Annotated in this window: 14 protein-coding genes, 1 tRNA gene and 2 pseudogenes; 7 read left to right on the top strand and 10 right to left on the bottom strand. The window is 65.8% G+C overall.

The genetic code is table 11. The annotated features are described in order from the left end of the window. Positions 1-88: pseudogene (locus DYI24_RS09180) on the top strand (lactoylglutathione lyase); the annotation flags it as partial. Between the two features lie 281 nt (positions 89-369). Here the strand turns inward: DYI24_RS09180 and DYI24_RS09175 are convergent. Beyond that, complete coding sequence (locus DYI24_RS09175) at positions 370-627, bottom strand: PilZ domain-containing protein (protein WP_107346590.1); 258 nt, start codon at positions 625-627, stop codon at positions 370-372. A gap of 337 nt (positions 628-964) precedes the next feature. Here DYI24_RS09175 and DYI24_RS09170 point away from each other — a divergent pair. Together DYI24_RS09170 and DYI24_RS09165 are read left to right on the top strand one after the other, a co-directional pair. Continuing rightward, positions 965-1,039 (top strand) — tRNA-Glu (locus DYI24_RS09170). Between the two features lie 731 nt (positions 1,040-1,770). Next, on the top strand, positions 1,771-2,361 hold the full coding sequence (locus DYI24_RS09165; RefSeq protein ID WP_107344440.1) for an HdeD family acid-resistance protein: 591 nt from the start codon (positions 1,771-1,773) through the stop codon (positions 2,359-2,361). 26 nt (positions 2,362-2,387) lie between these two features. Here DYI24_RS09165 and DYI24_RS09160 read toward each other — a convergent pair whose 3' ends face one another. The 3 genes and pseudogenes from DYI24_RS09160 to epmA form a co-directional block, all read right to left on the bottom strand. Further along, positions 2,388-2,651, bottom strand: coding sequence for a hypothetical protein (locus DYI24_RS09160; protein WP_164572063.1), 264 nt, complete (start codon positions 2,649-2,651; stop codon positions 2,388-2,390). 158 nt (positions 2,652-2,809) lie between these two features. Then, positions 2,810-3,901 (bottom strand): lysine-2,3-aminomutase-like protein, encoded by a 1,092-nt coding sequence (locus DYI24_RS09155; protein WP_164572062.1) that lies wholly within the window; start codon positions 3,899-3,901, stop codon positions 2,810-2,812. Then, positions 3,898-4,933 (bottom strand): annotated as a pseudogene (gene epmA, locus DYI24_RS09150) (EF-P lysine aminoacylase EpmA). Before epmA ends, DYI24_RS09155 begins: the two are co-directional and overlap by 4 nt. A 137-nt stretch (positions 4,934-5,070) precedes the next feature. Between epmA and efp the strand changes: the two are divergent. Beyond that, positions 5,071-5,637, top strand: coding sequence for an elongation factor P (gene efp, locus DYI24_RS09145; RefSeq protein ID WP_107344436.1), 567 nt, complete (start codon positions 5,071-5,073; stop codon positions 5,635-5,637). 67 nt (positions 5,638-5,704) lie between these two features. Here efp and DYI24_RS09140 read toward each other — a convergent pair whose 3' ends face one another. Then, complete coding sequence (locus tag DYI24_RS09140) at positions 5,705-6,700, bottom strand: lipid kinase (protein ID WP_164572061.1); 996 nt, start codon at positions 6,698-6,700, stop codon at positions 5,705-5,707. Positions 6,701-6,921: 221 nt separating this feature from the next. Here DYI24_RS09140 and DYI24_RS09135 point away from each other — a divergent pair, with 221 nt between their 5' ends. The 3 genes from DYI24_RS09135 (at position 6,922) to DYI24_RS09125 (ending at position 9,662) form a co-directional block, all read left to right on the top strand. Further along, complete coding sequence (locus DYI24_RS09135; protein ID WP_164572064.1) at positions 6,922-8,151, top strand: lytic murein transglycosylase; 1,230 nt, start codon at positions 6,922-6,924, stop codon at positions 8,149-8,151. Between the two features lie 17 nt (positions 8,152-8,168). Beyond that, entirely contained in the window at positions 8,169-9,287 is a 1,119-nt protein-coding gene (locus DYI24_RS09130; RefSeq protein WP_164572060.1) for an FUSC family protein, read from the top strand. 84 nt (positions 9,288-9,371) lie between these two features. Continuing rightward, the gene (locus DYI24_RS09125; RefSeq protein ID WP_011158059.1) at positions 9,372-9,662 is read left to right on the top strand and encodes a hypothetical protein; all 291 of its coding nucleotides are present in this window, start codon (positions 9,372-9,374) and stop codon (positions 9,660-9,662) included. Positions 9,663-9,823: 161 nt separating this feature from the next. On the opposite strand, the gene recJ is transcribed toward DYI24_RS09125, so the two are convergent. The 5 genes from recJ to DYI24_RS09100 form a co-directional block, all read right to left on the bottom strand. Then, a complete protein-coding gene (gene recJ, locus DYI24_RS09120; RefSeq protein ID WP_164572059.1) occupies positions 9,824-11,665 on the bottom strand; it encodes a single-stranded-DNA-specific exonuclease RecJ in 1,842 nt (613 codons plus the stop codon). Between the two features lie 112 nt (positions 11,666-11,777). Beyond that, positions 11,778-12,503, bottom strand: a complete 726-nt coding sequence (locus tag DYI24_RS09115; RefSeq protein ID WP_164572058.1) for a haloacid dehalogenase type II — start codon at positions 12,501-12,503, stop codon at positions 11,778-11,780. A gap of 116 nt (positions 12,504-12,619) precedes the next feature. Next, complete coding sequence (locus DYI24_RS09110) at positions 12,620-13,063, bottom strand: GNAT family N-acetyltransferase (protein ID WP_164572057.1); 444 nt, start codon at positions 13,061-13,063, stop codon at positions 12,620-12,622. A gap of 16 nt (positions 13,064-13,079) precedes the next feature. Further along, a complete protein-coding gene (gene glpX / locus DYI24_RS09105) occupies positions 13,080-14,084 on the bottom strand; it encodes a class II fructose-bisphosphatase (RefSeq protein ID WP_107344429.1) in 1,005 nt (334 codons plus the stop codon). Positions 14,085-14,146: 62 nt separating this feature from the next. After that, positions 14,147-14,639 (bottom strand): ACT domain-containing protein (locus tag DYI24_RS09100; RefSeq protein WP_164572056.1); only part of this gene is annotated, 493 nt, incomplete at its 5' end.

The following is a 14,639-nucleotide window of genomic DNA, read 5'->3' as shown; positions in this document are numbered from 1 at the left end:
TTTGCAGGCGGCCGAGCTGCTGCAAAAGGGCGACGCGCTGCCGCCGCAGGAGCCGTGGGCCTCGATGCCGAACACCGGCCATTGGTAAGACGCTGCGGTCCCGTCCAGCAGAGATCGCCCGCATCCGCTTCGTGATGCGGAACGACGCGCAGCACCTCGCGTTGGTCGAACAACCAACGGAGGACATCAATGGCGCGAGGACTGTTGCTTTGGCTGATCGGCGTTCCGATCCCGATTATCATTCTGTTGTGGCTGTTCTTCGGCCACTGAGCTGACGTCGCTCACCACGCTTTTTTTTGGCAGTTACAACGGGCTCCGCGAACAGTGGAGCCCGTTTTGGTGTCGGCACTTCAGCGCGTCGACGCGGCCTCAACTGACGAACTTGACGCCGAGCGTCGTGCCGCGTCGCCACACCACTTCGCACTGCCGGCCCTGACGCGCGTCGCGCGAGAAACCGAGCCGCAGCCGTGAGCCGAGCGACTCCGCTTCGCCGAGCACCAGCTTGGCCCCCGAACTCGACAGATCGAGCACCTCGCACGGACGCGCGGCAAAGCCGCCGTCGAGCGTGATCCAGCCGCTCTGGCGTACCGATTTGCGCGCCTCGCGCTTGGTCTTGTCCTTGGCCATGATGTCGTCCTCGGCCTGCTTGGATCGCTCGCCGGAGGGCACAGCGCCGCGGCCGGAGCGAAGCAGAAAGTGAGCGTTCGCGGGCCCCGATCGCTCGGGACCGTCTCTGCTCTAGGTCCCGGGCTGTTGAAAAATCGTTGCAAGATTTAGCGAAAAGTCGGGGTATCGGCAGATCGCTGCGGAGAGCGCTTGCCCCTCCGGAAAAACGCCACTATACGTTCGCCCGCTGCTTCGCCGCGGGCCCGTTCCGGCGCCTGCTGAAACAGCCGTTTCGGGTTAGACCGTGCGTTTCCGCCTGCTTGCGATCCTTGAAGGATCGCGCCAGTCCGGCGGCTTCGCTCCCTTCGTCTATCGGTCAGGACGCCACCCTTTCACGGTGGAGAGAGCGGTTCGATTCCGCTAGGGAGCGCCATCATTCCTCTTCAGCGCTGCAAGAATCCCAGCCAGTCGGTCACCGGCGAGCAATCCCCATGATGCGTGCGGGTCTGGGCTGACCTCGTAGTAATCAGTCTGGCCACAGCTGGCGCATTCGTAGATTCGCAGTTCGATCGATCGCACCGGGGACACCCGGGCGAGCCCCGTGCGAGCACCGCATCTGCTGCAGTGGGGCCGTTTGTCTTTGCACATGCCGCCTCCTAACGGAGACTGATTGATTGTGGTGCGACCGACGAGCCGACCACAATTTTAAATTGAATACTCTTCTTTATACCCCTTTTTCGGATGCCCAGCGAATCCAATGTACGGATTCGGTCGCCGACCGCGCAGGACATGGTTGCGCAAGTGTTTGCCGAAGGATGAATTGGACGCGAACCAGAGGCACGCGCAATTGAGCCTTCCCCGCCCGATCCTCATGATCGGTGGGTGGTGGATATTCTCAGCCTGAAGTCCTGTGCGCTTGAAGTCAGGCGAACACGAACAGCGTGATCGCAAGCGCCAACGCGACTAGATGCAAAACGGCTGGGACCATCGGTCGTCTCCCGCCAAAGTCGTCGCAATCGAACGCTACAATTAACTGATTCCCGACGCCGTTTCGATTCGCCGGCACCCCCGCGGACCAGCACGCCGAATACCGTTGAACTATTAACGCCGAGGTGCGTTGCGCGGGGTAGGTTCCTGAATGGGAACCATTAAAGGAGAAGTCCCATGTCTCTGCCAGATGACAGCCTTCGCCCCCAAGACGTCGAGCGCCTGCAAGCGCGCGTCGAGGCGGCCATTCGCGATCACTGGAAGGCCTATCTGTTCGAAGGCATTCTGCTACTGATCATCGGCTTTGCGGCGATCCTGCTGCCGCTGCTCGCCAGCATCACCTTCACCATTATGCTCGGCTGGCTGTTCTTCATCGCCGGTGTGGCCGGCGTCGGCTTTTCGATCTGGGCGCGCAAGGGCCCCGGCTTCTGGTGGTCGCTGCTGTCGGCCGCATTGGCGCTGGTCGCCGGCCTGGTGCTGATCGCGATGCCGCTGCAAGGCACGCTGACCCTCACCTTCATCGTCGGCGTGTATTTCCTTGCCGAAGGTGTCGCGACCATCATGTACGCCTTCCAGCATCGCGGACGGATGTCGGAGCGCTGGGGCTGGATGCTCGCCGCCGGTATCGCCGACATCCTGGTAGCGTTCATCATCATCTCAGGCTGGCCGGGCACCGTCTGGGCGATCGGCCTGCTGATCGGAATCAACCTGGTGTTCGGCGGCACCTCGCTGATCGCGATGGCGCTCGCCGCCCGTAAGAGCACCTAGTTGCGCGACGTCTGCCGCGGTTCGCGTCAGCAGCCGCGGCAGATGCTCTTGATCTTGCGGTCGAGCGCCGCATCCGCCGGATCGATCTGATCGATCGTCCGCTCCGGCGGCGTGTCGTTGCGGCGCGGCTGCAGATGCCCGATCGGCGCTTGCCGGAGGCCTGCCCCACCATCGGAAACGCCCGGCGACATCGTCGAGCCGGCCGAACCGCCTGTGCCGCTGCCGGATTGCGCCACTACCGCGCTGCCGCTCAGGGTCAGGATCGCGGCGGCGATCATCACAGATTTCATCGGAGCTCTCCTTCCATCCACGCTCCCGCCGCGAGGCTGGGCGCCGATCGCGCCAACATCACGGCAGTCTGCATCGGCCAATGGTCCGCCCAACCCCAGCACCAACGCATCATTCCCGGCCCAGTTGCCGGACTGCACCAGCGACAGAGTACCGCCGCTCATTCCGACCGCGGCGGATACAGATGCACCTCGCCGCAATAGTCGGCGACACGATAGCGCGAATCCGGCTCGGTTCCATCGGCGTCCGACAAATAATTGGGGCCAACCGGCGCCTTGCCGTAGCCGCCGGGAATGTCGAGCACGTACTCCGGCTGGCAAAGTCCAGACACATTACCGCGCAATGCGCGCATCAAGGCCTGGCCCTCGGCGAGCGTGGTGCGCAGATGCGCAGTCCCCGGCGCCAGATCGCCGTGGTGCAGGTAGTACGGCTTGATCCGGCACTCGACGAAAGCGCGCATCAAGGCTTCGAGTGTCGCGGCGTTGTCATTCACACCCCGGAGCAGCACCGACTGGCTGACCATCGGAATTCCAGCGTCAACGATCCGCGCGCACGCCGCGCGCGCCGCCTCGGTCAGCTCCCGCGGGTGGTTGGCATGCAGCGCGAGCCATGTGGTCTTGCTCGCCACGCGCAGCGCCCGCACCAGATCCGGCGTGATCCGCGCCGGATCGGCGACGGGCAGACGGGTGTGAAAGCGGATGATCTTGACGTGCTCGATCGCGGCAAGTTCGGCCATGATCTCGCCGAGCCGCCGCGGCGACAGCATCAGCGGATCGCCGCCGGTGAAGATCACTTCCCAGATTTCGTTGTGCGCGCGGATGTAGTCGAGCGCCGCAGCGGTCGCCTCGCGCGACAGCGCATTGTCCTTGCCGGGGCCGACCATCTCGCGGCGAAAGCAGAACCGGCAATACACCGCGCAGACATGCACCGGCTTGAACAGCACGCGGTCGCGATGCCGATGCACGATGCCTTCGACCGGCGCATGCGTGGCGTCGCCGATCGGGTCGTCGCGTTCAAAAGCGAGCGAGGACAATTCCTCAGCGCGCGGGATGTACTGCCGCGCGATCGGATCATCGGCATCGTCGCGATCGATCAGCTCCGCGACCGCCGGCGTCACCGCGATCGCATAGCGCGACGCGACTTCGCTGAGCATCGCGCGGTCGTCCGCTGTGGCGAGACCTTCGGCGATCAGTTCGTCGGGTTGACGCAGCGTCGCCGCTGCCGGCGTGTTCAATCGGGTGACTTTGGTCATACGCCCTCGCCTGCCGGCGGCGTCCACACCACCTGATCGATCGTGGTTGCGCCGGCCGCCAGCATCACCAGGCGGTCGAAGCCGAGCGCAACGCCGCTGGCCTCCGGCATTTCGCCGACCGCCGCGAGAAAGGCCTCGTCGAGCGGATAGCGCTCACCGTAGCGCCGCTCTTTCTCGTCCATCGCGGCGATGAAGCGCGCGCGCTGCTCGGCCGCATTGGTGAGCTCGCCGAATCCGTTGGCGAGTTCGACGCCGCAGGCATACAGCTCGAACCGTTCGGCGACCCGCCGATCGTCCGGTTTGGTCCGCGCCAGCGCCGCTTCGGGCGCCGGGTATTCGCTCAGCACCGTCAGCCGTCCATCGCCGAGCCGCGGCTCGACATGCTCGACCAGCACCTTGCTGAAAATGTCGGACCAGGTGTCGTCATCGGCGATCCGCACGCGTGGAGCTGCCGCGTCTGCCAGCGCCGTGCGATCTCCCTCACCGTTGGCGATCGTGGCAAGCAGATCGATGCCGGCAAAACGGGCGAACGCATCGGCCACCGTCAGCCGCTCCGCCTCGGCGCGCGGATCGGCGCGCCGGCCCCTGAAAGAAAACGTCCCAATGCCGGTGGCCTCCGCCGCGACACGGACCAGCGCGATGCAGTCGTCGATCACCTGCTGGTACGGCGCCTCGGCGCGGTACCACTCCAGCATGGTGAACTCCGGCAGATGGACGCGGCCGCGCTCACGGTCGCGAAACACCCGGGCAAGCTCGAAGATTCGCGCCTCGCCGGCCGCCAGCAGCTTCTTGCAGGCGAACTCCGGCGAGGTCCGCAGGTATCGGGAGCGCCGCTCGCCGTCCGGCCCCAAGAGGTCCGTGCGCGGGGCGTGCAGATGGGTCTCGTTGCCGGGCGAAATCTGCAGGATCGCGGTCTCGACCGAACCAGGTGCGCACGGCCCGGGTCACCGCCCCCCGCGCGCGCAAAAACGGCTGACGGTCCAGATACCTATCCCTGTTCCACCAGGGCGAGGGTTGGCTTGTCGCCTCCATCTCAAGTCGCCCCCATCCGGCCGCGCAAAACACTGGCATCAGCGCCACAAATCAGTATGTTGCGCCCCGAAACCGTTTCGGCCTCGGGATACCAACGCCCGGATCGGGCCCGGACCTGAACGACAGGAAACATTCCTTTGAGAGTCATCGCCAGTTCTATTCGCAAGGGCAACGTCCTCGAGCAAGATGGGAAGCTTTACGTCGTCCTGTCTGCCGAAAACATTCATCCCGGCAAGGGCACGCCCGTCAGCCAGATCGAAATGCGCCGAATCAGCGACGGCGTGAAGATCTCGGAGCGCTACAAGACCACCGACCAGGTCGAGAAGGTCACCATTGAAGAGCGCAATTACACCTTCCTGTATGAAGATGGCGAAGGCTTCCACTTCATGGAGCCGGAATCCTACGATCAGGTCCAGGTCGCCAAGGACGTCGTCGGCTCGGCTGCGCCTTACCTGCAGGAAGGCATGGTGGTGAAGCTGTCGATGCACGACACCACCGCGGTTGCGATCACCCTGCCCCAGCGCGCCACGCTCGAAGTCGTCGAGACCGAGCCGGTGACCAAGGGCCAGACCGCGTCGTCGTCCTACAAGCCGGCGGTGCTGTCGAACGGCGTCCGCACCCAGGTCCCGCCGCACATCGGCACCGGCACTCGCATCGTGGTGCTGACCGAAGACGGCTCCTACGTCGAGCGCGCCAAGGACTAATTGCAATCAGCCCTGCTGACTGCCGCAAAGCCCGCCGCATCCCGGCGGGCTTTTTCGTTGGCGTTGTTCAAGGGCGCGGCGGCGGCTGTTTCGGCGCGAATACGCTGACAGCGTTGCGCAGCAGCTCGAACCGGGCCGGCGTAAACGTCACCAGTTCGCCGTCGGCATTCACCGGACGCGGCTTGCGGGTGCGGATTTCGAACGACGTACCCCGCGCGGCACGCACCTCGCGCCACAACACGTGGCGGCCCTTGCGGAAGTCGTAGGCCACCGCCAGCAGCTTCCACACCTGCGCGAATTCCAGCGAATACAGATCGAACTGGCCGTCGTCGATTTCAGCGGTTTGCTCCACCGCCATGCCGCCGCCGTAGTAACGACCGTTGCCGACCGCGACCTGCATGGTCTTCACCCGCACCTGCTCATCGCCCGACACGATCACCGCATGAAACGGTCGCGCCTTGCTGAGAACCTTCGCGGCGGTGAGCGCGTAGCTGAGGCGGCCGAACCTGCGCTTGCTTTCACCGCTCAGTTCGCGCGCCAGATCGGCGCTCAGGCCGACGCTGGCGACGTTGAAGAACTTGTGCCCGTTGACGTCACCTAGGTCGATGGTCTTGCGATGTCCCGCCGCAATCACATCGGCGGCGGCTTCCATATCGAGCGGCAGGCCGACCGTCCTGGCCAGGTCGTTTGCGGTCCCCGCGGGGATGATGCCGAGCGGCAGCCCGGTCGTCAGCAGTGCCGGCGCAGCCGCGTTCAGCGTGCCGTCGCCGCCAGCGATCACCACGCCAGCGGCACCTTCCGCATGGGCTTCGATCCAGGGCGCGACCTCGTGGCGACTGGAAGGTGCCGAGACCACCAGGTCGAAACCCGCGGCGCTGAGCTTGGAGCCGGCCAGGCCGACGGCCTGACTGCCGGAGCGGCTGCCCCGATTGATCACCATCAGCAGCCGGCGCGGCGGCGCCGCCTGGGCAACGGCGCTGCCAAGGTCGGAGCCGTCGCTGGGCGCAGCCTCTTCGAGGTCCGGCTCTTCGAGGTCCGGCCCAATCTCGGATTCGCGGTCCACCTCAACTCCTCATTGTCCGTCGGCTGTATCGCGCCTCGAATGCCGAGGCTGCGGAAGGCAGGTCGGTGTCACCAGTTGGGCGCAGAGCGCGGCGGTACAAGGGCACAGGCGGAGACATCGTGTCGCTGCCGCCTGTTGGAACAATCGGCGGCCCGCGTGCGCAGCTGCTATCGAGGCGCAGCGGCTTTGGGGACGACCTCAATGCCGCTACACTACCGGCCATGGTCGATCACGATTCCCCCACCTCCCTCACCCGTCGCCACCTGCTCCAGGCGGCCGTCGGCGCCGCCGTGATGCTGCCCGCCGCGGCTGCGGCCGCGGCGCCGGCCGGCTTCGATGAGTGGCGCGACGCGTTCCGGGCCAAGGCGCTCGCCAAGGGCATCTCGCCGCGCACCTGGGATCGGGTGATGGGATCGCTCGAACCCGACATGAGCGTGTTCAAGAACTTCCAGAAGCAGCCCGAATTCAACGAACAGCTCTGGCAGTACATCAACCGGCGGGTGTCGGATTGGCGCATCACCGCCGGCCGCGAGGCGCTGCGCAAGAACGAAGCGTTGTTCGCGCGGATCGAGCGGGACTTCGGCGTGGAACGCGGCACGCTGCTGGCGCTATGGGGCGTCGAGAGCGCCTACGGCGATCCCTTGGTGCAGCAGAACCATATGCGGCCGGTGTTTCCGTCGCTCGCTGCGCTGGCGTGGCGCGAGCCGCGGCGGCGATCGTATTGGGAAACCGAGCTGATCAACGCGCTGCGGATCGTCGACAAGGGCTGGTCGACGCCGGAAGAAATGCGCGGCTCCTGGGCCGGCGCGATGGGCCACAGCCAATGGATGCCCGAGGTGTGGTTGAACGTCGGCATCGACTATGACGGCGACGGACGAGTGTCGCCGTTCGGCCGGCCCGACGACGCGCTCGGCTCGACCGCGAAGTATCTGGTCCGGCGCGGCAACTATCGTCGCGGCGAGCATTGGGGCTACGAGGTCGAGGGCCCCGGCGGCACAGGCAGCGGTCGCCGCAGCTATTTGGAGTGGTCGCGTTCCGGCGTCACCCGCGCCGATGGCCAGCCATTTCCCAATTCCTCGGCCAGCGCGACGATGTGGGTGCCGGTCGAGGGCGGACCGAAATTCCTGATCGGTCCGAACTTCTACGCGGTGAAGAGCTACAACCCGTCGATGAACTACGCGCTGGCGATCTGCCACCTCGGCGATCGCATTCTCGGCGGCAGCCCGTTCATCCATCCCTTCCCCGGATCGGAGCGCGCGCTGACGCTCGCCGAGGTGCAGGAGATGCAGACCCGGCTGACCCGCACCGGCTTCGACACCGGCGGCACCGACGGCCGGGTCGGCAACGACACCATGAAGGCAATCCGCGACTTTCAGCTCAAGACCGGCCTATCGCCCGCCGACGGCTATGGCGGGCTCAAAGTGCTGGCTCGACTGCGGCAGGGTGGATAGAGGCCGCAGGCTTTTCGATGATTCAACATCACTGGACGTGGCACCGGATCAAGGCGCTGGCGCACGAGGAGTGGCGCGAGCTCGTCACCTTCAATCCCAGCGACCGGCCCTGGCAGATGCCGTTCTCGGCCGCACTCGCCGCCGGCGTGCCGATGCTGATCGGCGCGTATTTCGATCATCTCGACTACGGCCTGATCTCGTCGCTCGGCGGCATGGCGTTTCTGTATCTCCCGCGCACCCCGCTGCACCACCGCATGGTCTCGATGATGGCAGCCGGCTTCGGCTATGCCGCCTGCTACACGCTCGGGCTGGTGGTGCATCTGCTGCCGTGGCTGCTGGTGCCGGCGATCACCTTCACGGCGATCGTTGTCACCATGCTGTGCCGGTTCTATCGGGTCGGCCCGCCTGGCAGCATGTTCTTCGTGATGGCCGCGGCGATCGCCGCCTATACGCCCAGCGACCTGATGCAGCTGCCGCTGAAGGCGGGGCTGTTCGTGCTCGGCGGCCTGCTCGCGACCCTGATCGCGATGATCTACTCGATCGTCGTGCTGCGGATCCGCGATCCGCTGCCGGTGCCGCCGTTGGCGATCGACGATTTCGAGCACGTGGTGCTCGACTCCGTGGTGATCGGCATCTTCGTCGGTTTGGCGCTGGCGCTGGCTCAGGCGCTGCAGCTTGAGCGGCCGTATTGGGTGCCGGTGAGCTGCCTCGCCGTCATTCAGGGCCTGTCGGTGCGTGCGATCTGGAATCGGCATCTGCACCGCCTGCTCGGCACCGCGATCGGCCTCGGCCTCGCCGCGGTGCTACTGGCACTGCCGCTGGAGAAATGGAGCATCGCGTTTGCGGTGATCGCGCTGAGCTTCGTGATCGAGACCGCGGTGATCCGGCACTACGGCTTCGCGGTGATCTTCATCACCCCGCTCACCATCTTCCTCGCCGACGCCGCGACGCTGGGCCAGGAGCCGGCGCACCAGATCATCGAGGCGCGGTTTATCGATACCGTGGTCGGCTGCGTGGTCGGCCTGCTCGGCGGCGTCTGCCTGCACCATCCGGGCTTCCGCCACGTGACGGCCCGCTTGATCCGCCGGCTGATCCCGGCCTATCTGATCCCAGCCAAACACGACCGGGGCGATTGACCGAAAGTCAGGGTTTTGCCTCGGCCGAGCCGTGGAATAATACCCTTCCTCCGTTTCTTCAGGATGTATCGCCGGATTTGAGCCATGACCGACGTGCGCCCTCAGGCCGAGACCTTCCAAGCTCCACTGGACGAAATCGTCTGGAACACCACCTTCCGCCGCGGCTTCGCCGAAGCCCGCTCGGGCCGCACCCCGCGCTACGACGATGAAGTGATGTTCCAGGACGGCCTCGCCTGGGTGTACGAATGGGGCCGCCAGTTCGCCATCCTCGCCCCACCCGACCTGCCCCTGGTGCTCCCCGAAGAAGGCGCATTGAATCCCAAAGCGGTCGAGCTGTTCCGGGAAATGATCATCCAAGGCGAGATTTGTACTTAGCTCCCGGCGTCCCGCTCATTGAACGCAACTCACGTCATGGCCGGGCTCGACCCGGCCATCCATCACTCTTGAAAGATGGATCGCCGGATCAAGTCCGGCGATGACGACAGTTTCAGGAGTTCGCATCTTCATTCTGGGCTAACGAGCGCGGCTCGCACTGCTCACCTGATCATCGTCGGCCCGGCATCCGGGACCGCGACGTCGATGACGCGGAGCTGCACGCGTTCGGCGCCTTGCCAGCGGTCGACGCTGAGGCAGCCGGCGACGTGGAGCGTCTGACCGCGGTTCTCGGTCAGCGCGTTGCCGAGCTTCTGCCCGACGCTGCGGAATGCGATGCCGTTGACGAACGCGCCGTCGCCGGCCTTGAAGCGCAGCCGCAGATGCGCCTGGCCGACCTCGTCGGCATAGACGAGCTGATGCGCCGGCAGCGCCACGATCGGCTCCGGATTGCCGGCACCGAACGGCCCTGCCCGGTTCAGCGTCGCAGCAAGTTCTGTCGTGACGCCGCGCGCCGACACCGCGCCGTCGATGTACAGTTCGTTGACGTGGCGCGACTTGGCGACGTCATCCGCCAGCGTCGTTTCCAACCAGGCCCGGAATTCGGCGAGCCGCTCTTTGCGCAGCGTCACGCCGGCCGCCATGGCGTGGCCGCCGCCCTTGAGCAAAAGTCCATTGTGCACCGCCTGGCGCACCGCCTTGCCGAGATCGACGCCGGAGATCGAACGGCCCGAGCCGGTGCCGATGCCGCCGGGCTCGAGCGCAATCGCAAACGACGGCCGTCCGAACTTCTCTTTCAGGCGCGACGCGACCAGGCCGACCACGCCCGGGTGCCAGCCTTCGGACGCAGTGACGATCACCGCGCCCTTGTCCTCGAGTCCGAGCGACGCCATCGCCTCGGCTTCCGCCTGGGCTTCGGCCCTCTGTTCGATCTCGCGCCGTTCGCTGTTGAGGCGATCGAGTTCGGCGGCGATCCGGGCGGCTTCGGAAACGTCGGATTCGAGCAACAGCCGGACGCCGAGATCGGCGCGGCCGATACGGCCACCGGCATTGATCCGCGGCCCCAGCATGAAGCCGAGATGCCACGCTTCCGGCGGACCGTTCAGCCGCGACACGTCCATCAGCGCGGTGTGGCCGACGTGATCGCGGCGGCGCATCGCGATCAGGCCCTTGGCGACGAAAGCACGGTTGAGTCCGACCAGCGGCGCGACGTCCGCCACGGTGCCGAGCGCGACGTGGTGCAGCATGTCGAGCAGGTTCGGCTCCGGCCGCTCGGTGGTCCAGAACCCGCGATGCCGCAGTTCGCGATTGACCGCGACCAGCGTCATCAGCACCAGGCCGACCGCGGCAAGATGGCCGAGCCCCGACAGATCGTCCGGCCGGTTCGGATTGATCAGCGCCTCGACCTCGGGCAGTTCGTCGCCGCATTGGTGATGATCGATCACCACCACGCTCATCCCGAGCCGCCGCGCTTCCGCCAGCGGCTCCATGCTGGTGGTGCCGCAGTCCACGGTGATCAGCAGCGTCGCGCCTTTGCCGGCGAGCATACGGATCGCGTCGATATTCGGGCCGTAGCCTTCGAAGATGCGATCCGGAATGTGGATCAAAGGATCGAGCCCGCAATGGCGCAGATGCCAGGCGAGCAACGCCGACGAGGTCGCGCCGTCGACATCGTAGTCGCCGAAGATCGCGACCTTCTCGCCGCGCGAGGCAGCGTCGGCGATCCGCTTGGCGCCGGCTTCCATCTGGGTCAGCGACGCCGGATCGGGCATCAGCTTGCGGATCGTCGGATCGAGAAAGTCCTCGACCTGGTCGATCTCCACGCCCCGCCCGGCCAGCACCCGCGCCAACATCTCGGGCAATTGATAGCGCTGCACCATTGCCTGCGCCTTCGCAGTGGCGCGCGCGTCGAGCCGGTCGCGCCACGCCTTGCCGGTGGCAGAGCGGGTCACGCCGAGAAACGCCGGCACGGTTTCGGCCGGCAAAACTGAGATGGGAGGCGTCATGGTCCGCGCAGATAAGCACGAAGCGCCGACAGCGCAAACCGCCAGGACGGCGGTGGGAGCACCCCACTGCCCGTCATTGCGAGCGAAGCGAGAGGTTTGACCTTCTCGCGGGTCAGCACCCAAGCCGATCGGCGACACCGGCCAGATCGTCGGCAACGATGGTCCAGTCGCCGGTGGCATCGAAGTCGATCGTCTGCAGCGGGCCGTACTCGGTCGGACGCGGGATGAAAGCCGTCTTCAGGCCCAACGCTTGCGCGGCCTGAAGATCGTAGTTGTGCGCGGCGACCAGCATCACTTCGCCCGGCTGCAGATTGAGCAGCTTCGCGGCACCGAGATAATTCTCCCGATCCGGCTTGTAGTGCCGGAAGATGTCACTGCCGAGAACCAGATCCCACGGCAGGCCGGCGTTCTTCGCCATCCGGGTCAATAGCCCGACATTGCCGTTCGACAGCGGAGCCAGAATGTACTTGGTCTTCAGCCGCTCCAGCGCCGCAACCACACCCGGCCACGGCTTCAGCCGATGCCAGCCGGTGACGATGTAGTTGAGATCGTCCTCGGTCAGTCCCTTGATGCCGAATTCGCCGACAAGCCGCTCCAGCGATTGCCGATGCAGTTCGTCGAGGGTGAGGAATTCGGCTTGCGGATTGTTGCGGACCGCATCCATCGACGGCACGTAGGCCTTCCGCCATGCATCGATCAATCCGGTCCAGTCGCCTTCGAGGCCACGCCCAGCCGCATAGGCGGAAAGATCGTCGATCAGGCTGCTGCGCCAGTCGACGACAGTGCCGAACACGTCGAACAGCAGGGCTTTGACGTCTGTCGCATCGGACACCGGCATGGCGTTCGTCCCTTGTTGTTCTTCGTCATTGCGAGCGCAGCGAAGCAATCCAGAGTCACACATGCAGACTGGATTGCTTCGTCGCTTCGCTCCTCGCAATGACGTTGTTAGGCTGGCTACAGTATCTTCCGATACTGCATGAAGCCGGAATCCTCGGCAATGCGGTCGTAAAGCAGCCGTGCGGTGGCGTTGCCGGTTTGGGTCAGCCAGTGCACGCGGCTGCAGCCGTCCGCTTTGGCGCGCGCGTACACGGCTTCGATCAGCTTGCGGCCGAGGCCGAGCCCACGGGCGCTGTCCGCGACGAACAGGTCTTGCAGATAGCAGTAATTGCCGACCGTCCAGCACGACCGGTGATAGATGAACTGCACGATGCCGGTGAGCTTGCCGTCAACATAGGCGCCGAGCAGATGCATCGGCTCGGCGGGATCGTGAAACCGCGCCCAGGTGACGTCGGAGACCTCAGGCGCCAGTGTCGCCTTGTAGAACGCGAGGTAACCGGCCCACAGCGGCTCCCAGGCGGCCCGCTCGTCGGGGCCGACGGAACGAATCTCGACGGCCATCCGACGTCTCCTTATCTTAATCGAGGTGGAACTTCTCGAGCTGGCGGTGGTCCGCCTTGATGTAGCGCACCGTGCCGGTGACCGACCGCATCACCACGGTCTCGGTCTGGATCACGCCCTTGCGGAACTTGACGCCCGAGAGCAGCGAGCCATCGGTGACGCCGGTGGCTGCGAACAGGCAGTCGCCCTTCACCATGTCCTCGATCTGGTACACGAAGTTCGGATCTTCGATGCCCATCGACTCGGCGCGGTTGCGCTTGGAGTGAGTGTCGAGCAGCAGCCGGCACTGCATCTGGCCGCCGATGCAGCGCAGCGCCGCCGCAGCCAGCACGCCTTCCGGCGCACCGCCGGTGCCCATGTAGATGTCAACGCCGGTGTTGTCCGGGTCGGCGCAGTGGATCACGCCGGCAACGTCGCCGTCGGTGATCAGCTGGACGCCGGCGCCGGTGGCGCGGATCTTGGCGATCAGCTCGGCATGGCGGGGACGGTCGAGCACCAGCACGGTGATGCCGTGAGTCGGCACACCCTTGGCCTGCGCCAAGCGGAGGATGTTGTCCTCCGGCGGCGCATCGATGTCGATCAGGTTCTTCTCGTAGCCCGGACCGATCGCGATCTTCTGCATGTAGACGTCGGGCGCGTGCAGCAGCGTGCCGCCTTCGGCCATCGCCATGGTGGCGATCGAACCCGGCATGTTCTTGGCGCACAGCGTGGTGCCTTCGAGCGGGTCGACCGCGATGTCGACCTTCGGACCGGCATTGATGCCAGCGCCGACCTTTTCACCGATGAACAGCATCGGCGCTTCGTCGCGCTCGCCCTCGCCGATCACGATGGTGCCTTCGATCGGCATCTTGTTGAGCTCGCGGCGCATCGCATCGACCGCGGCCTGGTCCGCGCCCTTCTCGTTGCCGTGGCCGCGCAGCCGCGCCGCAGACACCGCGGCGCGCTCGGTCACACGCACGATCTCCAGGGTCAGGATGCGTTCCAGCAGCAATTGCGGCGGAACGGAAATGGTGGTCGACATCGGCCCAGCTCCTCAAAACAGCGCCCCCGCGCTTGTGGCGGGGGCTGTACAAATGGTCGAACTCAGTTCTTCTCGATCCGGATCACCTGTGGCCGGCCGCTGATCACCTTGTCGCGCTGCACGGCTTGCAGCGCGCGGCGCACCGCGTCTTCAGCGGTGGCGTAAGTAATCAGGATCACCGGCACAGGGACCGACGACTTGGCGGCCTTGCCATTGGCATCGACGCTGCGGTGCGGATGCCGCTGCACGATCGACTCGATCGAGATGTCCTGCTCGGCAAGCCGCTTGGCGATGGTCGCGGCGGTGCCGGCGTGATCGCGCGCCAGCAGCCGCAAGTAATAGCCGCCCTCATGGCGCTGCATCGGCGCCTTCGCGGTGGCTTTCAGCCCGGATACCGGCCGGCCGAACGGCACCGCGCGGATGCCGCGCGCGACATCGGCGATATCCGCCACCACCGCGGATGCGGTCGCGGCGGCACCGGCGCCGGCGCCGACCAGGGTGATCGGCGGACTGCCGTCGCCGTCGATCGAGACGGCGTTGGTCCCGCCCATCACC

Origin of the sequence: Rhodopseudomonas sp. BR0C11 (assembly GCF_010820945.1) — a bacterium.
Lineage (GTDB): Bacteria > Pseudomonadota > Alphaproteobacteria > Rhizobiales > Xanthobacteraceae > Rhodopseudomonas > Rhodopseudomonas palustris_H.
The sequence above is the reverse complement of the archived record's forward strand: the minus strand, read 5'-3'. Positions and strand labels throughout refer to the sequence as shown.